The organism is Kutzneria sp. 744, from assembly GCF_000568255.1.
Lineage (GTDB): Bacteria > Actinomycetota > Actinomycetes > Mycobacteriales > Pseudonocardiaceae > Kutzneria.
In genome coordinates, this window is the sequence record NZ_KK037166.1 from 3,714,102 (window position 1) to 3,733,337 (window position 19,236).

The 19,236-nt window shown below is 69.2% G+C and carries 20 protein-coding genes; 10 read left to right on the forward strand and 10 right to left on the reverse strand.

The features are described 5' to 3' along the window. From KUTG_RS16600 to KUTG_RS16610, 3 genes are all read left to right on the forward strand, one after another. On the forward strand, window positions 1-754 hold a 754-nt coding region (locus tag KUTG_RS16600; protein ID WP_043717905.1), incomplete at its 5' end, for an ABC transporter permease. A gap of 2 nt (window positions 755-756) precedes the next feature. Beyond that, on the forward strand, window positions 757-1,491 hold the full coding sequence (locus KUTG_RS16605; protein ID WP_043717908.1) for a sirohydrochlorin chelatase: 735 nt from the start codon (window positions 757-759) through the stop codon (window positions 1,489-1,491). A 159-nt stretch (window positions 1,492-1,650) separates the two neighbouring features. Beyond that, a complete protein-coding gene (locus KUTG_RS16610) occupies window positions 1,651-2,274 on the forward strand; it encodes a hypothetical protein (protein WP_043729620.1) in 624 nt (207 codons plus the stop codon). A gap of 79 nt (window positions 2,275-2,353) precedes the next feature. On the opposite strand, the gene KUTG_RS53530 is transcribed toward KUTG_RS16610, so the two are convergent. Further along, on the reverse strand, window positions 2,354-5,428 hold the full coding sequence (locus KUTG_RS53530; protein ID WP_157494577.1) for a S53 family peptidase: 3,075 nt from the start codon (window positions 5,426-5,428) through the stop codon (window positions 2,354-2,356). Between the two features lie 699 nt (window positions 5,429-6,127). Between KUTG_RS53530 and KUTG_RS16620 the strand changes: the two genes are divergently transcribed. The 3 genes from KUTG_RS16620 to KUTG_RS16630 are packed head-to-tail and all read left to right on the forward strand — an operon-like array spanning window position 6,128 to window position 9,081. Further along, a complete protein-coding gene (locus KUTG_RS16620) occupies window positions 6,128-6,628 on the forward strand; it encodes a hypothetical protein (RefSeq protein ID WP_198047199.1) in 501 nt (166 codons plus the stop codon). A 16-nt stretch (window positions 6,629-6,644) separates the two neighbouring features. Further along, window positions 6,645-8,243, forward strand: coding sequence for a discoidin domain-containing protein (locus KUTG_RS53535; protein ID WP_052394721.1), 1,599 nt, complete (start codon window positions 6,645-6,647; stop codon window positions 8,241-8,243). Window positions 8,244-8,301: 58 nt separating this feature from the next. Further along, window positions 8,302-9,081, forward strand: coding sequence for an enoyl-CoA hydratase family protein (locus KUTG_RS16630; protein ID WP_043717912.1), 780 nt, complete (start codon window positions 8,302-8,304; stop codon window positions 9,079-9,081). Here KUTG_RS16630 and KUTG_RS16635 read toward each other — a convergent pair. The 3 genes from KUTG_RS16635 to KUTG_RS16645 are packed head-to-tail and all read right to left on the reverse strand — an operon-like array spanning window position 9,069 to window position 10,070. Then, a complete protein-coding gene (locus KUTG_RS16635) occupies window positions 9,069-9,347 on the reverse strand; it encodes a barstar family protein (RefSeq protein ID WP_232240826.1) in 279 nt (92 codons plus the stop codon). The genes KUTG_RS16630 and KUTG_RS16635 overlap by 13 nt on opposite strands. Window positions 9,348-9,352: 5 nt before the next feature. After that, window positions 9,353-9,811, reverse strand: a complete 459-nt coding sequence (locus KUTG_RS16640; protein ID WP_043717915.1) for a guanyl-specific ribonuclease — start codon at window positions 9,809-9,811, stop codon at window positions 9,353-9,355. Between the two features lie 10 nt (window positions 9,812-9,821). Then, entirely contained in the window at window positions 9,822-10,070 is a 249-nt protein-coding gene (locus KUTG_RS16645) for a hypothetical protein (protein WP_043729625.1), read from the reverse strand. 24 nt (window positions 10,071-10,094) lie between these two features. Here KUTG_RS16645 and KUTG_RS16650 point away from each other — a divergent pair, with 24 nt between their 5' ends. After that, window positions 10,095-11,060, forward strand: coding sequence for a quinone oxidoreductase family protein (locus KUTG_RS16650; RefSeq protein WP_043717918.1), 966 nt, complete (start codon window positions 10,095-10,097; stop codon window positions 11,058-11,060). Between the two features lie 11 nt (window positions 11,061-11,071). On the opposite strand, the gene KUTG_RS16655 is transcribed toward KUTG_RS16650, so the two are convergent. Together KUTG_RS16655 and KUTG_RS16660 are read right to left on the reverse strand one after the other, a co-directional pair. Further along, on the reverse strand, window positions 11,072-12,124 hold the full coding sequence (locus KUTG_RS16655) for an NAD(P)H-dependent flavin oxidoreductase (RefSeq protein WP_043717920.1): 1,053 nt from the start codon (window positions 12,122-12,124) through the stop codon (window positions 11,072-11,074). Window positions 12,125-12,149: 25 nt separating this feature from the next. Continuing rightward, a complete protein-coding gene (locus KUTG_RS16660; protein WP_043717922.1) occupies window positions 12,150-12,854 on the reverse strand; it encodes a M50 family metallopeptidase in 705 nt (234 codons plus the stop codon). Here KUTG_RS16660 and KUTG_RS16665 point away from each other — a divergent pair. The 3 genes from KUTG_RS16665 (at window position 12,844) to KUTG_RS16675 (ending at window position 14,349) form a co-directional block, all read left to right on the forward strand. After that, window positions 12,844-13,344, forward strand: coding sequence for a phosphohydrolase (locus tag KUTG_RS16665; protein ID WP_232240827.1), 501 nt, complete (start codon window positions 12,844-12,846; stop codon window positions 13,342-13,344). The genes KUTG_RS16660 and KUTG_RS16665 overlap by 11 nt on opposite strands. 35 nt (window positions 13,345-13,379) lie before the next feature. Further along, entirely contained in the window at window positions 13,380-13,772 is a 393-nt protein-coding gene (locus tag KUTG_RS16670; protein ID WP_043717924.1) for a DUF3224 domain-containing protein, read from the forward strand. A 94-nt stretch (window positions 13,773-13,866) separates the two neighbouring features. Next, window positions 13,867-14,349, forward strand: a complete 483-nt coding sequence (locus KUTG_RS16675) for a hypothetical protein (protein WP_198047200.1) — start codon at window positions 13,867-13,869, stop codon at window positions 14,347-14,349. A 45-nt stretch (window positions 14,350-14,394) separates the two neighbouring features. On the opposite strand, the gene KUTG_RS16680 is transcribed toward KUTG_RS16675, so the two are convergent. From KUTG_RS16680 to KUTG_RS16695, 4 genes are all read right to left on the reverse strand, one after another. Beyond that, window positions 14,395-14,724 (reverse strand): hypothetical protein, encoded by a 330-nt coding sequence (locus KUTG_RS16680; protein WP_232240828.1) that lies wholly within the window; start codon window positions 14,722-14,724, stop codon window positions 14,395-14,397. A gap of 2 nt (window positions 14,725-14,726) precedes the next feature. Beyond that, complete coding sequence (locus KUTG_RS53540) at window positions 14,727-17,558, reverse strand: hypothetical protein (protein WP_157494578.1); 2,832 nt, start codon at window positions 17,556-17,558, stop codon at window positions 14,727-14,729. A 441-nt stretch (window positions 17,559-17,999) separates the two neighbouring features. After that, complete coding sequence (locus KUTG_RS16690) at window positions 18,000-18,734, reverse strand: ALF repeat-containing protein (protein ID WP_043717929.1); 735 nt, start codon at window positions 18,732-18,734, stop codon at window positions 18,000-18,002. A 153-nt stretch (window positions 18,735-18,887) separates the two neighbouring features. Continuing rightward, window positions 18,888-19,208 (reverse strand): hypothetical protein, encoded by a 321-nt coding sequence (locus KUTG_RS16695; protein ID WP_043717932.1) that lies wholly within the window; start codon window positions 19,206-19,208, stop codon window positions 18,888-18,890. Window positions 19,209-19,236: the final 28 nt, after the last annotated feature.

Sequence of the window (19,236 nt, forward strand, 5' to 3'; positions counted from 1 at the left end):
CGTCCTCGCCGTCGTGCTGCTGCTCGTGGTGTGGCAGGCCCTGTGGGCCGCCGCGTTCTGGCCGGAGTACCAGCTGCCCGCGCCGGCCGCGGTGTGGGCGGTGATCGCCGAGAACCTCCAGAACGGGCAGGCCCTCGACGTCCTGTGGAACTCGGTGCACCGCGCGGTCCTCGGCTTCGCCGCCGGCGTGCTGATCGGCACGCCGCTGGGCCTGATCGTGGCCAAGGTGCGCGTGATCCGGGCGGCGATCGGGCCGCTGCTTTCCGGCCTGCAGAGCCTGCCGTCGGTGGCCTGGGTGCCGGCCGCGGTGCTGTGGTTCGGCGTGACGCCGACGACGGTGTACTTCGTGGTGCTGATGGGATCCGTGCCGTCGATCGCCAACGGCCTGGTGGCCGGCATCGACCAGATCCCGCCGATCCTGCCGCGCGTGGGCACCGTGCTGGGGGCGTCCCGGCTGGCCTCGGCGCGGCACATCCTGCTGCCGGCTGCGCTGCCGGGTTATCTGGCCGGTCTGAAGCAGGGCTGGGCGTTCTCCTGGCGTTCGCTGATGGCGGCGGAGATCATCGCCGTGTCGCCGCAGCTGGGCAAGGGGCTCGGCGCGTTCCTGGAGGACGGCCGCAACCTGAGCGACATGCCGACCGTGATCGCCGCGATCTTCCTGATCCTGTTGGTGGGCATCGGCATCGAGCTGCTGGTGTTCCGTCCGCTGGAGCGCTCGGTGCTGCGGGCGCGTGGACTGAGCGGAGCTTTCTGACGATGACACCGCTGATCGCCGTCGCTCATGGCAGCCGGGATCCCCGTTCCGCCGCGACCGTGCACGAGCTGCTGGACGTCGTGCGCGCCTTGCGGCCCGGCCTGGACGTGCGCGCGGCGTTCCTGGACCTTTCCGCGCCACGATTGACCGACGTGTTGTCGGCGGTGGCCTGGGACGGGCACCGGGAGGCGGTCGTGGTGCCGCTGCTGCTCGGAAGTGCTTACCACGCAAAGGTTGACGTGCCGGCAGCCGCGCGGCACCCACGACTGTCCATTCGCATCGCGGACGTGCTCGGCCCGGATCCGCGGTTGGAGTCGGCCGCGCTGCGCCGTTTGGCCGCCGCCGGCGTGCGCCATGACGACCCGGAAGTCGGCATTGTCCTTGCCGCGGCCGGTTCTTCGCACGCACCGGCCAACGACCTGGTGCGTCGGGTCGCGCGGCGCTGGGCCCGTGGCTCCGGCTGGGCCGGCGCGACGGCCGCCTTCGCCGCGGCGGCCGATCCCGGTGTGCCGGCGGCCATCGCGCGGCTGCGGGCGGCCGGCGCCAAGCGCATCGCGCTCGGATCCTGGTTCCTGGCACCGGGTCTGCTGCCCGACCGCGTCATCGCGCAGGCCCGGTCGGCCGCGCCGGACGTGACGATCGCTCAGCCCCTCGGCGCCGACATCGACGTGGCCGAGCTGGTGCTGCACCGCTACTCGGCGGCAGCTCTCGGCGCGGTCGGCGTAAGGTCCGCCTGAGCGTTGTTCGCCGCCACCAACGTGTAGGCCGTGACTTGCCTTTCGCGACAACGGGTTTCGCTGTGAAGTGTTAAACCTTGTCGGCCTGTTACTCGCGAGTAACGCTGTGATCGTGAACACGTTTCACGTTGTCCCTGCGACCACATCGAGGTGGCTCCCGTGACGAAGACAAGCTCGCGTCTGCTGGTTGGCGCGGCCCTGGCGATCGTGCCGCTCCTGGGGCTGGCCGGCGTGGCATCGGCCGACACCCAGGCCGTCAACTACACCTGCCAGGGCAAGGCGGCCGGCCAGACGTCCAACCTGACCCTGCAGCAGAACGTCGACTCCACCGCGCCCGCGACGGTGGCGCCCGGTGGCGCGCTGACCATCACGCTCGCCCCCGGCGTCAACACCGTGCCGACGGCGGCCGGCTCGTTCACCGTCAAGTCGGTGAAGAACATGACGCTGTCCGTGCCGGTGCCCGCCAACGCCACGGTGAACTCGTTCAGCCTTTCCGGCGGCTCCGGCATCGGCAGCGCGACCGTTGCCCAGGTCGGCAACAACATCGTCACCTCGGTGACCGGCCCGATCAACGGCGGCGCGCAGTTCCAGCTGCCCGCGCTGACGCTGAACCTGACCGCCGGCGAGTCCGGCTCCATCACCACCACCCTGGCCGGCACCAGCCTTTCCGACCCGGGTCTGAAGTTCACCACCACCGTGTCGGTGTTCGGCTTCCCGATCGACGCCCCCACGGTGTGCTACCCGAACCCGGCCCCGACGCTGACGACGACCACCATCGGCTGACGGAGTCCGAAAAAAAGCGTGTGCCCGGCCGTTCGTGCGGAGGCCGGGCACACGCTTTTTCAGTTCTTTCGGTTGTGGATCAGGCGAAGTAGCCGAACAGGTCGACCACCACGTCCACCGAACCCTGGAAGTTGAACAGGTTGATCGCGCCGCCGTTGGTCGGCACCACGACCGAGTTCGGGATCGTCAGACCCGGGGTGAAGTTCAGGTTCGACGAGGACGGACGCGCGCCGCTCGACCCGTACACCGTGATGAAGCTCGGGGCCGTCGGGTTGGTCGCCGTCACGTTCAGCACGAGCGCGCCGGCCGTGCCCAGCGGACCGTTGTTGCCGGCCGCGCCGTTCACGTTCTGGATCGCCACCTGCGTCGACACGCCGGAACCGATCGGCACCCCGTTGTTGTTGATCAGGCCGGCGCCCGTGCGGCTGTCGGCCAGGCGGGCCGGGGCCGTCGGGTGGAAGCGCAGGCCGCCACCGGCGTTGGTGTAGTAGCCGAACACGTCCGCGATCACGTCGACGTTGCCGAAGTGGTTCAGGAACGCCACCGTGCCGTCCGCGCCCACCGGGACCGTCACCAGGTTGGCGATGGTCTGGCCCGGCGAGTAGTTCAGGTTGGACGAGTTCGGCGCCGTCGTGCCGCCCGGGAACACCGTCAGGAAGCTGCCGTCCGTCGAGTTGGTCGCCGTCACGTTGAGCACGACCGCCGTGACACCCGTGGCCGGAATGCCCGCGGCGCCCTCGATCGGCAGCGTGCGGGTCTGCCCCGTGCCGATCGCGCCGCCGTTGTCCCGGGTGTCCATCAGCCGGGCCGGGCCCGCCGCCTTGTACAGGCTCGCGCCGTCCGTCGAGTAGTAGCCGAACACGTCAGCCACCACGTCCACGTTGCCCGACAGGTTGTAGAAGTCGACGATGCCGCTCGCGGGAACCTGCACGGTCACCAGGTTCGGGACCGTGACCCCGGCGGTGAAGTTCAGGTTCGACGAGATCGGCCGCGGCTGCCCGTCCGGGTACACCGTGAGGAAGCTGCTGGCCGACGGGTTGGTCACCGTCACGTTCAGCACCACCGCGGTCGCGCCGGTGGCCGGCACGCCGCCCACACCCGCCACCTTCAGCTGACGCGTGCCGTTGCCGTGCAGCGTCGTGTTGTCGGTCCGCGTGTCCATCAGCCGCGCCGGCGCCACCGGGCTGTACGCGCTGCCGTCCGGCCCCGCCTTCGCGTTGCAGACCGCCTCGACGACCTGCGGCGCGTGCGGCGTGCCCAGCCCCGTGGTCAGGTCATAACCGGAAGCCGCGTTGTACAGACCCGAGCCGTTGCCCGAGTCCGGCAGGTAGTTGCTGCCGCTCGTGACGTCGAAGAACGTCCCGGCCGGAGCCTGGTACAGCGCCGGGTTGGCGAAGCCCACCGGGCCGGTCGCCGCACAGGCGTGGCTGCTGTCGGCCAGCGCCATGATGCCCGCCCACAGCGGGGCGGAACCACTGGTGCCGCCGATGATCGTCCACTCAGGGAACTGCTTGCCGTCGGGGTCGGGGGCACTCAGGCCATAGGCGATCAGGTAGCCGGTGTTGCTGTCGGCGATCGCCGCCACGTCCGGCACCTGCCGGCACGTGGCGCCGCTCGGCGCGTTGCACAGGTTCTGATAGCCCGGTCCGACCTTGCCGGCCTGGTAGTTGGCCGCGCCGCTGAGGTAGCTGACCGTCGAGACGCCACCGCCCGTGCCGCCACCGATGAAGGAGCCCGACGCCGGCGTGTTCCACACCGACTCCGCGGTGGTCGGGCCGTACTTGCGCGTGCCGCCCACGGACAGCACGTACGGCTGGCCGGCCGGGTCGCTCACGTTCAGCAGGCCCTTGTTGGGCTCCTGGGTGTCGTAGAAGCAGCCGGTCGAACCCTGGTCACCCGAGGAGGCGACCACGGTCTGCCCCTGCGCGGCGGCCTGCGCGAAGATGTTCTTCTCGACGTCGAACAGCCCCGGCGCGTGCTGCCGGATGTCGTCCTCGCAGAGGCCCCAGCTGGTGGAGATCACCTGCGCGGTGTCGTCGTTGACCATCTGCTGGTAGATCTGCGCGCCGATGTTGAGGTCACCGTTGTCCGGGCCCTGGTAGACGTTCACCGTGGCGCCGGGCGCGATGCCGTTGACGTACTCGATGTCCAGCGCCGACTCGATGCCGACGCCGCTGGAGTTCGGCGGCGTGGTCGGGCCGTGGCCCGGGAACGGCAGCTTGTTGACGTTCGAGTGGGAACCCATGCAGCGCTGGAACTCGACGATGTCGCCCCAGGAGAAGTCCTCGAACTCGATCATCGCAACGGTGACGCCGTTGCCGTTGTCGCCGTAGTTGGTCAGCAGCTGGCTGGTGTTGTACGCGTTCGACGAGCCGAGCGAGCCCGGCTGCCAGTAGTCGTACGTGTCGAAGAACGGGTGGGGGGTCTGGGACTGCCCGGAGTCCCTGATCTCCTGGCAAACGCTGGGCGTCGCAACGTTCGGCTTCGCGCCGGTCGGCGTGCCCGAGGTCTGCATGGTCTTCGTCGGCGCCGTGTGATTGGCGCTGACCTTCAGCAGGTTGTTCAGGCCCAGCACCGTCGTCACCGACGAAGCGACCGCCGCCGGCAGCTTCGGGGCCGAGGTGTTGGCGAACGTGGTGCGGCCGTCGGTCAGCTTGTAGCCCGCGAAGTCCACACCCAGCGCCGACTTCGCCTGCGCCACCGTGGCCTTGACCGGAATGCTCAGGCCGTCCGGCGTCGCCGCACCCGGGTTGAGGCCCGCGTCCTTGAGCGCCTTGGTGACCGCGTCGATGGTCTGCTTCGTCGCGCCGAAGGCGCCCCCGAACTGCCCCTTGCCCAGATAGTGCTTGTACTGCGGGGACTTCGGGTCCGACACCTGCTGCACGAAGGAGTCCAGCGCCGCCTGGTCACGTGGCGCCAACGCCACCGACAGGTCGAGCTGGGCGTCCGATGCCGGCGCCGCCGCCGCGACCGCACCGTGTGGAATGGCGGGGGCCTTGCCGACCGCCTGCGGGACTAAGCCCGCCTGGCCGGCCTGCGCCGACGCCATCGGCGCCCCGATGACCGTGAGACTGACTGCCGCGATCGTCGCCGCCCGAAGGCCCCGACGCCACGGTGACCCGGCAGAGAATCTGCCGGCGTCCGTGTCTGACATGCATTCCTCCCTGGAACACGCTGTACGTGAACCCCGACCAAGGAGGGCGTGAACGAGGGTGTGCACCCCCGTGACTCCCCCTTGACGGCAGGACAGTATCAGTGCCGGACCCGTTGGCGGGGCGGAATTCGAGGGGACAGAACGCTCCCAGCGCGACCACTCCGCGGGCGGTACGACCACGGGCGGCCGGGGCTCGGCCAGCCGGCCCGCCGCGGTGGCCGCGGACCGTCTCGGCCTGAATGACAAAGCGCCAACAAACGGACATTTGCCACATTCGCGAATGTGACACCACCGCCTTCGCCACACCCGACACACATCTCGACAACTCCGACCCGTGACCGCAGACGGTTATTCGAACGCCGACAGCAAAAGAAGCAGTCACCACGAGCGTCGCAATTGAATGCAAAGTCAAAATTCCCGAGATGGACCAACCATCCCGGGCAAACGGCATGCCTATTAACACACACGAGGATCGACCCTCGCACGCGAAAGAAACCAGAAGCCCCCCACTGCCCCACGTCAAGAGCGTGTCAAGTCGACACTACCGAGCCATTCAGCACCTGTCCACGGCGGCAAATGTGATCCATGTCACAAACAATTCTGTAGCAGGCAACGCTTAACGTGGCGATGTAATCCACGGCGTGACTCACGCCGGTCCAAATTAGGGGGGACACGATGAATCGAGTACACCGTTTAGCCGTGACCGTCGTCGCGGTCGGCGCAGCAATCCTCGGCGGCACTCTCGCCGCCCATGCCGGTCAGCAGAGCGCGGCCGACGACCAGCCGAGCCTCGTCGAGGACTTCAGCTACCCGAACGCGGCGGCGATCGCCGCGGCCAACAACGTCGTGCTGGTGTCCGGTGACGGCCACATCCTGTTCGCCGACTGCGCCACGCCGGTGACCGACAACATCAGCGTGATCGAGGTGCGCAGCTCCGACAACGTCGGCGCCAAGCACGACGGCCTGGTCTGCTTCAAGGTCACCGCGTCCACCGGACACCTGGTGCTGAAGATTCCCGCCGTCTTCGAGATCCGCGGCGACGGCCATGCGCCCGGCGCCGGCCACAAGGCCACGGCCGACCTCACCACCGACGCCGGCGCGCACACCACGGTGACGGTCAGATCAGACGGTTCCACGCCGGTCGGCGTCGGCACGGGCGGGGCGCCGACCACGTTGCTGGCCCTGAACGTCGCCGGCTGATCGCGGCGGAGCAGACATGAGACTGCCTATCAGAACCGCTCTCCTGGCCGCCGCCATCGCCGCCGCCAGCGCGGTCACCGCCCCGACGGCGCAAGCGATCCCACCTAGCCAGCCGATTGGCGACGCCCCAGTCCGGATCGTGTCGGCCGACCGGTCGTGCAGCGGCACCCTGATCGAGTACGAGTGGGTCCTCACCGCGGCGAGCTGCTTCCCGGAGATCCCCCAAGGTGGCGCACCGGCCAAGACCACGACGGCCACTCACAACATGGAATCCGCGCGCATCACCAAGGTCATCCCCCGGACCGACCGCGACCTTGCCGTGGCCAAGCTGGCAAACCCCATCGCCAACGCCTACTACCCGGCGATCTCCAGCACTCCGCCGACCGTCGGACAGGCGCTCGTCAGCGACGGGTTCGGTCGCACGGCAACGGAATGGGTGCCGGACAAGTCTGAACAGCGTGGGGTGACAGTCACTTCGGTGAGCACGACGACGTTCACCACGACCAGCCCCGGCGGTGTGGACAACTGCAAGGGCTATGCCGGCGGATCGAACGTCTTCGGTCAATTCACCAGGACGGTGCTCGGCGTGCACAGCACGTCCTGGCAGCACGGGTGCCTCGCGGTCGACGAGGCGCGCGAGGGCAACGTCGAGGCGCGCACCGACGACATCGTCGACTGGATCACGCAGAACACTCCTCGGTCCCCGGATCTCAACTATGCGCTGAACAAGTCGGTGACGGCGTCGAGCAGCTACGAGGCCGACGGCTGGGGGGCGGCCAGCCTCACCGACGGCTCGCTGACCTCCGGGTGGAGCAGCAACGACAAGGTCACCGAGAACCACCAGGAGTCGGTCGTGGTGGACCTCCGCCTGGGGTTCAACCGGCGCCTCAGCCGGCTCGCCCTGTACCCGCGATCTGACGGCTCCAACACCGGCTACGGATTCCCGGCGGACCTGACCGTCTCGATCTCCGACGACGGCCAGCAGTGGACCGATGTGTTCGGCAAGACGAACATCCCTCGTCCGACCACCGGTGCCCCGCTGGAGTTCTCCTTGGCGTCCGTGACCGGCGGCTACATCAAGGTGACCGGCACGAACCTGCGGCAGGACAACCAGGGCGCGTATCGAATGCAGTTCGCCGAGCTGGAGGTGGACGGCCCGATCCTGTCGACCGGCGCGCAGGTCACCACGTCTAGCTCGCTGGAGCTGCCGAACGACGGGTGGAGCACCGGGTTCGCAGTGGACGGCGTGCGTTCGATCAACGGCAGCGGTGAGGCCGGTTGGACCAGTGCCGCCGGGGCCTCGGGCCGCAGCGAGTGGATCCAGCTGGGCCTCGCCAACCCGGTGCCTAGCACGCAGGTCACCCTGTATCCGCGCGGCGACATTCGGGACGGCAGCGTCGGCTTCCCGAGCAACTTCGTTGTCGAGGGTTCGTCGGACGGCCAGCAGTGGACCCAGCTGGCCAACGGGGCGGGCACGGCGGTCGCGGGCAGCGGAGCCCGCACGCTGACCTACCCCAGCACCACCGTGAAGTACCTCAAGATCACCGGCAGCGGGTTCAAAGTCGACCCTCACGGCGACTACTACATGCAGTTCGGTGAGGTCGAAGCGCGCTGATCCGACGGGTGGCGGCCGGGCGAGCAGTCCGGCCGCCACCCCGTTTAGAGTGCGGGCCATGGCTGACGAGCTGGTGCACTACGAGGTGCGGCGGGGGATCGCGACGATCACGCTGGACTCCCCGCACAACCGGAACGCGCTGTCCGCGCAGTTGCGACGGGAGCTGCGGGACCACCTGGCGGCCGCGATGGCGGACGACGAGGTGCGGGTGGTGGTGCTGGGGCACACCGGAACGGTGTTCTGCGCCGGCATGGACCTGAAGGAAGCGGGCGGGGCGAGCACCGAGCAGCAGGGTGTGAACGAGTTCCCGGCGATCCTGGAGCAGCTGTGGACCAGCCCGAAGCCGGTGGTGGCCAAGCTGGCGGGCCCGGCGCGGGCGGGCGGCGTGGGCATGGTGGCGGCCTGTGACATCGCGGTGGCGGTGGACACGGCGACGTTCGCCTTCTCCGAGGTGCGCATCGGGGTGGTGCCGGCGGTGATCTCCGTGACGGTGCTGCCGAGGCTGCTGCCCCGCGCGGCGCACGAGCTGTTCCTCACGGGCGAGACCTTCGGCGCGGAGCGCGCGGTCCGCATCGGCCTGATCAACGCCTCGGTGCCGGCGGACGGCCTGGACGCCGAGGTCGACCGCTACACGGAGATGCTGACCCTGGGCGCGCCGAACGCGTTGGCGGCGACCAAGGAGATGCTGCGCGAGCCCCGCACCGGCGACATGGACCAGGACTTCACGGACATGCTGGAGCTGTCCGCGAAGCACTTCGCCGGCGAAGAGGGCCAGGAGGGCATCGCGGCGTTCGTGCAGAAGCGCAAGCCGAGCTGGGTGCCCACTCAGGAGAGCTGATACCCGAACTCCGGGTTCTCCTCGGCGGCCTGGCCGAGGACGGCGACGATCCGCTCGTACGCGGTCGGGTCGTCGCCGCGCAGCACCTCGTGATGCCGCCACACGAGCACGTGTTCGCCGGCGGGCAGCCAGGACAGGTCGAGCAGGCAGTCACGCAGTGCGTCGAGGTTGCGGCCGAAGTAGTCCGGGAACGACAACGCCGCCGCGATGCCGTCCAGCGCGGATCCCCGGTCGTGCAGGACGGTTCCGTCCAGTACGTGCCGCATGCCGGTCATCGTGTCGGATCCACCACCACGAACGAGTCGTAGTGGTCGTCGGTGTAGTACAGCTCACGTTGGGAGCCGGTGATCAGCCGCCGGGTGGCCCGGTTCTTCGCGCCGGGCGTGTCGACGGTGTACTCGTGGTAGTAGCCGTCCTTGTTGCGCGGCAGCACGTTGCCGTTGTTGTGGAAGACAACACCGTCGTTGCGCGGATACGGGAAGGGCCCGCCCTTCTGGATCAGCTTCCAGGTGTCGCCGGCCTCCTTGGGCAGCGACGACAGCGCCTTGACCGGCAGCCCGGACGACGACCCCGGCACAGCCCCGGACGAGCCGGACGGCTTCGACACGGAGGAGGAAGTCGTCGACGGAGCGCCGGTCGACCCGGTGGTCACGTCCCTGATCAGCCAGCCGGCCAGCACGAGCACGATCAGGCCGACAAGGGCGATGGTGATGCGTCGGCGCGATGTCACGCCGGTGAGCCTACGAAGGCCGGCGGGAACCCGCTTCGGCGGCCCGTTCCTTCTCCTCGATGCCCCACAGCGTCGGCTCCGACCGGTAGCGCGGCGCCAACCACGCGGCCAGCCGGTCGACCACCCGCTCGATCAGCCACGCCACGGCCCGCAGGATCGGCAGCAGCACGACCATGACCAGGGCGAACTGAACCGGGAACCACAGCTGCGCCACCCACAGCTCGATCCCGTCCCAGGTGTCTGCGACCCAGTCGAACACCACCTCAGGGTATAGGTTCGGCGTATGTTCGCCGTTTACGCATCCGAGCCGAACCCCGCCGATCCGCTCGCCTCGCTGGTCATCGGCGAGCGTGACACCCCGACCCCGCCGCCCGGCTGGGTCAGCGTCTCGGTGCGCGCGGCCAGCCTGAACATGCACGATCTGTGGACGCTGCGGGGCGTGGGCATCAAGCCCGAGCAGTTCCCGATGATCCTGGGCTGCGACGGCGCGGGCGTGCTGGAGGACGGCACCGAGGTGGTGCTGCACTCGGTGATCGGCGACCCGGACTGGGGCGGCGACGAGACCCTGGACCCCAAGCGCACCCTGCTCACCGAGAAGCACCAGGGCACGTTCGCGGACACGGTCGTCGTGCCCCGCCGCAACGCCCTGCCGAAGCCGGCCGGGCTGTCGTTCGCCGAGGCCGCGTGCATGGGCACGGCGTGGCTGACGGCGTACCGGATGCTGTTCGTGAAGTCGGGCCTGCGGCCGGGGCAGTCGATCCTGGTGCAGGGCGCTTCGGGCGGCGTGGCGACGGCCCTGATCCAGCTCGGCGTGGCCGCCGGGTTCCGGGTGTGGGCGACGGGGCGTAGCGAGGAGAAGCGGGCCCTGGCCAAGCAGTTGGGTGCACACGAGGCGTTCGAGTCCGGCGCGCGGCTGCCCGAGCGGGTGGACGGCGTGTTCGAGACCGTCGGCAAGGCGACCTGGTCGCACAGCATGAAGTCGCTCAAGCCGGGCGGCGTCGTGGTCATCTCCGGCGCCACCACCGGCGACGCCTCGGCCGCCGAGCTCCAGCGGCTGTTCTTCCTCCAGCTGCGCGTGGTCGGCTCGACCATGGGCACCCGCGAGGAGCTCGGCGACCTGCTCAAGTTCTGCGACCTGGCCGGCGTACGGCCGCAGATCGGCGCCGAGCTGCCGTTCGAGCAGGCCGGTGACGGGCTCAAGGCCATGCTCGACGGCGACGTCGCCGGCAAGATCGTGCTCAGCCGCTGAAGTCCAGCGGGTCAGCCGAAGCGACGGCTGACCCGCTCGATCGCCTCTCGGGCCTCGCGGTCCAGCCGGGCCACCAGTTCGGCCGCCGGCAGCTCCTCGGCCAGCGGATAGGTCTGGCCGGCCCACAGGTGCACCAGCTCCTCGTCGCCGGCCTTGGCCGCGGCGGCGCGCATGGGCCGGGTCAGGTGGTGGACCTGGGGATAGCCGACCGGGGCTTCGGCGGTGTTCTCGGTGAGGAACCGGTTGACCAGGCCGCGGGCCGGTCGGCCGGTGAAGGCCCGGGTGATCGCCGTGCGCCGGCCGCCTTCGGCGAGGGCCGCCCGATGCGTCGCTGACGTGCCGGCCTCCGGGCAGAGCAGGAAAGCCGTGCCGAGCTGCGCCGCCACGGCACCGGCCGTCAGCACCGCCGCCACGTCCGCGCCCGTCAGGAGGCCGCCGGCGGCGACCAACGGCAGGTCCGTCACGGCGGCGACCCGGCGGATCAACGCCAGCAGACCGAACTCCTCGCCGCCGCCGGGCGAGATGCCGTCATCCGTCAAGGTGCCACGGTGGCCGCCGGCCTCGAAGCCCTGCACCGCCAGCGCATCGACGCCGAGCTGCGCCGCTTGGTGGGCCTCGGCCGGCGTCGTCACCGTGGCGACGATCTGCGCCCCGGCCGCGTGCAGCCGGGCCACATCGCCCGCGTCCGGCAGCCCGAACGTGAACGACACCACCGGAACCCGTTGCGCCAGAACAATTTCCAGCTTCGACGGGTACTCGTCATCCTCCCAGCGCGGCTCGCCCGCCTCGACGCCCAGCCGCTCCGACTCGGCCGCCACCCGCTTCGGATAGTCGCCCAGATCCGGCTTGGTGTCCGTGCCCGGCACGAACAGGTTGACGCCGAACCGGCCGCCGGTGAGCGCGCTCGTCCGGACGATCTGCTCGGCCATCGCCCCTGCTGTCAGGTAGCCGCCCGGTGTGAAGCCGAAGCCGCCGGCGTCGACGACCGCGGCGACCAGTTCGGGGGTGGACCCGCCGCCCGCCATCGGGGCGACGATCACGGGGACGCGCAACTGCTCGATCACCCTGCCGAGATTAGTGCGGCGGAGATCAGCGCGGCAGCAGCTGACCGGCTCCGATGACCAGCGAGCCGATACTCACCAGTGCGAACAGCGTCACCCAAAGGCCGCCGGGGACGCCGGTGATCTTGGCCAGCTGGTCCGCGTCCGAGTCCGGGGCGCGGCCCCGCCAGCGCTTGCGCTGCAGCTCGTAGACCGGGCGGACGCCGCCCAGCAGCATGAACCAGGCGATGACGTAACCGAACACGGCCTGGATGTCGGTCGGGGCGTACCAGGACACCGCGAACACGATGCCGCCCGTGACCAGCACCGACAGCACGCCGAAGGCGTTGCGGATCATCACCAGCATCAACGCCAGCAGCACGATCGCGATCCACAGCAGCAGCGTGATCTTGCCCGCGCCCAGCAGCGCCGCCACTCCAAGGCCCAGCAGCGACGGCGTGACATAGCCGGCCGCGGCCGTCAGCACCATGCCCGGGCCTCGCGGCTTGCCTCTGGTCAGCGTCAGGCCCGAGGTGTCCGAGTGCAGCTGGATCCCCGTCAATCGGCGGCCCGTGAGCACCGCCACCAGGGCGTGGCCGCCTTCGTGCGCGATCGTGACGAGGTTGCGGGTGACCCGCCACACCTGCCACGGCAGCACGCCGACCAGGGCCACCGCGGCGGCGATCAGCACCAGTTCCAGCTGTGGGCTCGGTTGGCCGCCGAGCACCCGGTTCCAGACATCGGTGAGGTCCATCGAAGTGGTGGACGCCCAGGACCCGATCCCGTTGACTCCCGACATGACCTTCTCAGATTTCTCGGTCGCGGACGCGGTGCGGATCGCCACCGACGCGCACGAGGGGCAGATCGACAAGAGCGGCAAACCTTACATCGGGCATCCGGTGCGGGTCATGAACCGGGTCGAGGGCTCGTACGAGCAGATGGCCGCCGTGCTGCACGACGTCATCGAGGACACCCCGGTCACCGCCGAGGACCTGCGGGCCGCCGGCTGCCCGGAACGGGTCGTCACCGCCGTCGTCGCCCTGAGTCACGAGCCGGGCGAGCCGCAGGCCGAGTACCTGGCCCGGGTGGCCGCCGACCCCATCGCCGTGACCGTCAAGCACGCCGACATCGCCGACAACATGTCCCCCGTGCGGTTCGCCGCGCTGGACGAGGTCACCCAGGCCCGGCTGCGGGTCAAGTACGACACAGCGCTGCGGCTGCTGGCCTCCTACGCCCGTACCTGACATGAGATGGCAGGAATTGCTCGCAGACTGGGCCCATGAGCACAGCTGAGGGCACCTTCGACATCGACCGCTGGGACGACGAGACCTATCTCGACGCCGACGGCATCAAGCTCGGGCACGTCTCCGTGGCCAAGAACTTTCGCGGCGGACTGTCCGGCGTCAGCACGGCTCGGCTGCTCACCGCCGGCGGTCCCGTGCCCACCTCCGCCGCCTACGTCGCCATCGAGCGCTTCGTCGGCGCCGTGGACGGCGTCGAGGGCTCCTTCGTCCTCCAGCACTCCGCGGTCATGGCCGGCGGTTCCGGCGACATGAGCGTGCGCGTCGTGCCCGACTCCGGCACCGGCAAGCTGGCCGGCATCTCCGGCACGCTCCGTATCGACAAGGCCGCCGACGGCACGCACAGCTACCGTCTGGAGTACGAGGTCTGAACCATTGGCGTGAGCCACCCAATGGCCGTCTTCCCCATTTGCGCTGGTCCACGGCACGATCGAGAGGCCGCCCCTCGATCGAGGAGAAGACGTGATGACCAGGATCGCCATCACCGGACACCGAGGGCTCCAGGAGGCCACCCGCTCACTGGTCGACGCCGCTCTCCGAGCCGAGCTCCGCCGCCAGGCCGACGACGCTCCCCTCGTCGGCGTCAGCTGCCTGGCCGACGGCGCCGACGCCCTGTTCGCCCAGGCCGTGCTGGACGAGGGCGGCTCCCTCGTCGCCGTCCTGCCGGCCCAGCGCTACCGCGAGCGCCTGCCCACCGACTACCACCCCACCTACGACGCCTTACTCCAGCAGGCCGCCGAGGTCGTCACCATGGACTACGACCGCCCCGGCCGCGAGGCCTACATGGCCGCCAGCGTCCACATGGTCGACGTCGCCGACCGCCTCGTCGCCGTCTGGGACGGCCGCCCCGCCGCCGGCCGCGGCGGCACCGCCGACGTCGTCACCCACGCCCGCCACCACGGCGTCCCCGTCACCGTCATCTGGCCCGACGGCTGCCAGCGGGACTGACCCGGCTGGACTGGCCCCGACGGAATCGCCGGGGCCAGTGCACTGTCAGCCGTTCTGCGACCGTTGCCAGTCGTCAACCATCTTGACCAGGTCGGTCACCATCTCCACGACGTCCGGCTGGTCGGCGAACTCCCGCTCCGCCGCCGGCATCAGGTCCTCCAGCACCGCCCTGGTCAGGTCCGGGGCCTGCTCGGGTTCGATCTTGTCGAATCCGACGAGCCAGTACTGCTCCGCGGCCAACTCCCGCAGCGTGGCCTCGAGCCGTGGGTCCTGGACGTGCTCGGCCAGCACCTCAACCACCCAGCTGACCAGTCCGCGCGAGGCGTTCCAGCTCTCGGCCCCGGGACCGAAACCCACCGTGAAGTATGCCGACACCGTCACTCCAGGATGAACACGTATGGCTGATACGGAACGATGAAATCGCGCACCTTGGCTGCCTGCTCAGGCGTCAGGTCGCCAAGTTTGATCGGCACCATATCAGCCTTGGTCATGACATGCTTGATAATACTGTCCTGAACACCCCCCTTGGCCCACTCCTGGTCGAAATACCGGGATTTGAACGGGCCAATCCCGTCAAAGGTCCGTCCATCGAGAGCGATCCAGTCCGGCCCCTGTGCGTTAGGCCAACGAACCAGCTGCACACCGAATTTCTGCTCCAGCTCGAGGGCCATGGCCTGCTCGTCGGGATTGAATTTCCATCCCTTAGCCGGATCCTCGCCGAGGCGGTAGATGCGACTCGCCTCGTCAGCCTCCAGCGCGGCGCGGGCCTCGGCGGCGACCGCGGCGCTCAGCCGCTCGTTTGCGATCCACCCGTCCTCGAAGACGTCGATCGCCCTTGTGGTGAGGGCCGCGCCCATCATGCCGCCGCCCGCAAGGTTGTACGACAGCTGGAGCCACGGAATGATCGCCGCCCCGTCCGGCGAGCTGTAGAGGGCGCCCATGCTGCAAATGTTGGACATCATGCAGCGCATCGACGTGAGCACTATGCCGAGTCCGACCTCGAGAGTCGCAATCGCCTTCATAAGCTGATTGATGAGCCCCAGTGACTGATCGGCCGCGAATCCCGGGTCGAGGGTCTCGTGGATGCAGTTCTCGAAGTACGGGGTTCCCTGCTGGAAGATGTTCGAGCAGAACACCCCTCGGTTGGCGATGATCTGGATGCGTTCCTCGGGGCTCGACGCCGCGAAGTGCATGCAGTCGTCGTAGGCCGGCTTGTCGCCCACGTTGACGACCTCACAGTAGTTCGACAGCCGGTACGCCTGCTGTGCCCGCTCGTCGTTGATCTGTGTGATCGCCTTGTCGGCTGCCTGCTTCGCGGCCGCGGCGGCGGCCGTGGCGTCCGCGCCCGTCTGGATCTTCGCCGTGTATGCCACCTGCCACGCCTCGTAGGCGGTGCTGGCGTAGCCCGCCGCCTGGCTGGCCGAGGACTCCGCCCACAAAGCCGACTTCGCGGCCTGACGCGCGTCGTTCTGCGCGCTCGTCGCCGCCTGCTTGGCGGTGGTGGCCGAATTGGCCGCGGCCACCGCCGACTGCTCTGCCCGCACCGCTGAGTCGTGCGCCTCCCGTGCGGCATTCCCCGCGTCGGTGGCGGATGCCCGCGCCGCTGCGGCGTACTCGGCCGCCTTGTCCGCGAGTCCACGCGCGGTGTACGCGGCGGACTGAGCGTCGTTCGCGTTCTGGTTGGCGGTGGCCGCGGCCTGCGTCGCCAGCTTGAGATAACCGGCGACCTCGGCGTCATGGGACGCCGCCTCGTGGTCGTGCCGCTCGGCAAGGTACTTCCCGGATACCAGGAACTGGCGGAGCGTGCCGTCCGTGCCGTCGAGCGCCGCCTGGGCCATACCCTTGGTCTCCTGACCGCTGGCCGGATCGGCCAGGATCCGGTCTACCGCGATCCGCTGGTCCTGCGACGCGGCGACATACTGCCCCTGGGTGAGGAAGGCGTTGTACGCCGCCTCGGTGCCCGTGTCGAGAGCCTTCTGCGCCGCCTGCTGCACGGCGACCCCGTTCGAGCTCTGCGCGGCGGCGAGGACGCGGTTCACCGCGATCCGGTCGTCCAACGCCCTGTTCGGATAGTCCCGACCGGCGAGCAGGGCCCGCACATCGGAATCGGTCCCCTTCAGGGCGGTGGCCGCGGCCTTCCGGAGGCCGTCGGTGCCGAGGTCCGCCACGTTCTGCAGGCTGACCCGGTCGTCCTGGCCGGCAGCGACGTCGATACCGCCCCGAACGTACGCGAGCACCTGTCCATCCACACCGGACAGCGCGGCGACCGCCGCGGCCTTGCTCCACGGGCCGCCGGTCTGGGCCAGCCGCAGGGCGATCTTGCGGCCGTCAGCGACCGCGACCGCGTCGGAGGCGCCGCTCGCCGTCGCCTCCGTGATCAGCCTGGTGGTCTCGGCATCACGCCGCGCCTGCTGAGTGGCGCTCCAGTCCGTGGCATAAGGGTTGGGCGCGGCCGCGGCCTTCGCCTTCACCGCGTTGTCCTCGGCGTCTTCCGTCATCAGCGCGATTCGCTCGGCGTCAGCCTGGCGGGCGGCGTCGTAGATGTTGGTGGCCTGCGTGGCGGCAGTGGTCGCACGGGCTGCCGCTTCGGTTGCGGCGTTCGCGTGCTGGGTCGCTTCAGCAGCGGCGTCGGCAGCATGCCCGGCGTGATCCGCCGCCGAATCGGCTGCCGCGGCCGCAGCCAAGGCGTCAGCCGCCGCGCGATTGGCCGCGTCTCGCGACGCATACGCGGCAGCCGCGGCTACGTGGGCGAAGTTCTGCGCGGCGTTCGCCGCTCGTGTCGCCCTCGCGGCCTGGTTGCTCGCCTGGTTGGCCGCGGCAATGGCCTGGCTGGCGTCCACGCCCGAGTCGTGAGCGAAGTTGCCCGCGTCGGTAGCCGCCTGCGCTGCGGCCGCAGCCTGATTTCCGGCATCCCTTGCGGCGCCGGCGGCGTCACTGGCGTGCTGTGCCGCGTCGCCTGCCGCCTGTGCGGCGTTGGCCGCCGCCTGTGCCCCGACGGCGACGTCACGCGCCTGCTCTGCTGCCTGGCGCGCATCCGGCGCACGCGCTTGATCGCCCACGGCCGCTGTCGCAGCGTCCTGTGCAGTGGCTGCCGCCTGTCCCGCCTTCGTTGCCGCAGTCGCCGCCCGCGCGGCGGCAGAAGCCGCCACCCCGGCCGCACTGCTCGCCGCGTTCGCCGCGCCGATGGCTTCCCTCGCGACGCCCTTCATCGGAAGATAGTACTTAGCCACGGGTTCTCCGGTAGATTTTCTTGGGGATTAAGGGCGTATATCATAAGTTGAGCGCACCTAGAGAGAGGACGTTGTTGCGGTGACACCCTAGCAACTAACCCTAAGTTACCGATTCAAGCTTTATAGGAGTCTTGACCTCGCATATAATTGTGCTCCCAGTTTTGCTTTGCCTCAAACATAGGGAGTCTTTTTTGCACCTTGCTTCTTGTGGGCAGTATGTTCGGTAGACGATTTGAGCTCTCTAGCTGCGCATAGTAATCGTACGGGATCGGGCTATGGAAAAAAGTAGGCCGCGATACGCTAAATATGTTGTTGTCCTAAACGCTGAATGCGGCTGGGACGGACCTTGGTGGAATTTTTGCCCTGACAGCCAACGCACTGAGAAGTTCGTATACTGCATTGAAGGGTGTGCTACTTCGATCATCCGAGGTGATGGCACATACGAGCCCGCGGCCCGGGCGCGGCGTCCATCGCGGCCTGGGTCTCGCGCGCCGCTTCGTCGCCCGCGTCCTGGGCAACGCTGGCCAACTGGGCGACGGTCTGGGTCTCCTGGTCCCGTGCCTGCGCGACCGGCAGGTCCTGGTCGAGGAACTGGACGTACGCGTCCACCGTCCCGGTGTCCAACGCCACCTGCGCTGACTTGCGGACTTCCGAACCGCCGCCGGACAGGATCTGGTTGATGCGAATGCGTTGGTCCGTCTGCCAGGGATTGCGCCACCCGGTGGCGAGGAACTGCTGGAGCGCATCGACCGTGCCCGCGTCGAGAGCCGCCTGCGCGGCCTTACGGGTCTCGGTGCCGCCCTGCGCGAGCCGTTGGTCGACCTGGACCCTCAGGTCGGTCTGGCGCGGCGTGTCCCAGCCGGTATCCAGGAACTGGCGTATCGCGCCCGGATCGGTCGCGTCCAAAGCCTGCTGGGCCGCCGTTTTCGTGGCCACGCCGCCGTCGGCGAGCATGCGGTCGACCGTGATGCGCTCGTCCAACTCCGCCGCGTGCTGATAACCGGACGTGAGGAACGTGTGGACGTCGGCGTCGCTGCCGACCAGCGCCTGCTCGGCGGCGCTGCGCACCAGCTGCCCGCTGACCTGCCACAGCATCACCACCCGAGCCCGGTCGGTCGCCTGCGGCTGGGTGTCCGCCGAAGCCGTGGCCGGCACCAGTAACCCCGCTATCAGAGCACCGACCGTTGTCACTGCCACAAGTGACCGTCTACTCATGTTTCCCCCTCTATCAACACATTTCGCATGGCAGGTGCCGGACACACGTGGGTCGCCGGCCGCCGCATCGGCGACCGGCGACCCACGCCCGGATCACTCCACGTCTCGCTCGGGCACCACGAGGACCAGCTCCGGATCCACGCCATCGGCAGAGTGCCGGACCACGCGCATCCGGCTTGCGGCAACGAAGCCCGCACCGCCGGCCCACTCGATCTCGACCTGCAGCGCCGCTGGCACGGATTCCCGGGGGCGGTACCCCTCATGGGTGTCCACAGTCCGGAACACGATGCCACCGGGCATGACCCGACTCAGCTCCATCCGTTCGACGTCGACGAACTCGACGTCAATGAAGTCCGCCCTCGAGTCACCGAAGCCTCGCAGCACCAGCCGTGAGTGCGAGACGACGAACTGCATGGGGTGAAACGATCTGCTACTCGACCAC

Bases quoted from the DNA above. Each gene is read 5' to 3' on its own strand.
- KUTG_RS53535 (WP_052394721.1), top strand. From the start codon at position 6,645: ATGAGACTGCCTATCAGAACCGCTCTCCTGGCCGCCGCCATCGCCGCC.
- KUTG_RS16675 (WP_198047200.1), top strand. From the start codon at position 13,867: ATGACCAGGATCGCCATCACCGGACACCGAGGGCTCCAGGAGGCCACC.
- KUTG_RS16660 (WP_043717922.1), bottom strand. From the start codon at position 12,854: ATGGACCTCACCGATGTCTGGAACCGGGTGCTCGGCGGCCAACCGAGC.
- KUTG_RS16630 (WP_043717912.1), top strand. From the start codon at position 8,302: ATGGCTGACGAGCTGGTGCACTACGAGGTGCGGCGGGGGATCGCGACG.
- KUTG_RS16670 (WP_043717924.1), top strand. From the start codon at position 13,380: ATGAGCACAGCTGAGGGCACCTTCGACATCGACCGCTGGGACGACGAG.
- KUTG_RS53530 (WP_157494577.1), bottom strand. From the start codon at position 5,428: ATGTCAGACACGGACGCCGGCAGATTCTCTGCCGGGTCACCGTGGCGT.
- KUTG_RS16650 (WP_043717918.1), top strand. From the start codon at position 10,095: ATGTTCGCCGTTTACGCATCCGAGCCGAACCCCGCCGATCCGCTCGCC.
- KUTG_RS16695 (WP_043717932.1), bottom strand. From the start codon at position 19,208: ATGCAGTTCGTCGTCTCGCACTCACGGCTGGTGCTGCGAGGCTTCGGT.
- KUTG_RS53540 (WP_157494578.1), bottom strand. From the start codon at position 17,558: ATGAAGGGCGTCGCGAGGGAAGCCATCGGCGCGGCGAACGCGGCGAGC.
- KUTG_RS16605 (WP_043717908.1), top strand. From the start codon at position 757: ATGACACCGCTGATCGCCGTCGCTCATGGCAGCCGGGATCCCCGTTCC.
- KUTG_RS16635 (WP_232240826.1), bottom strand. From the start codon at position 9,347: ATGCGGCACGTACTGGACGGAACCGTCCTGCACGACCGGGGATCCGCG.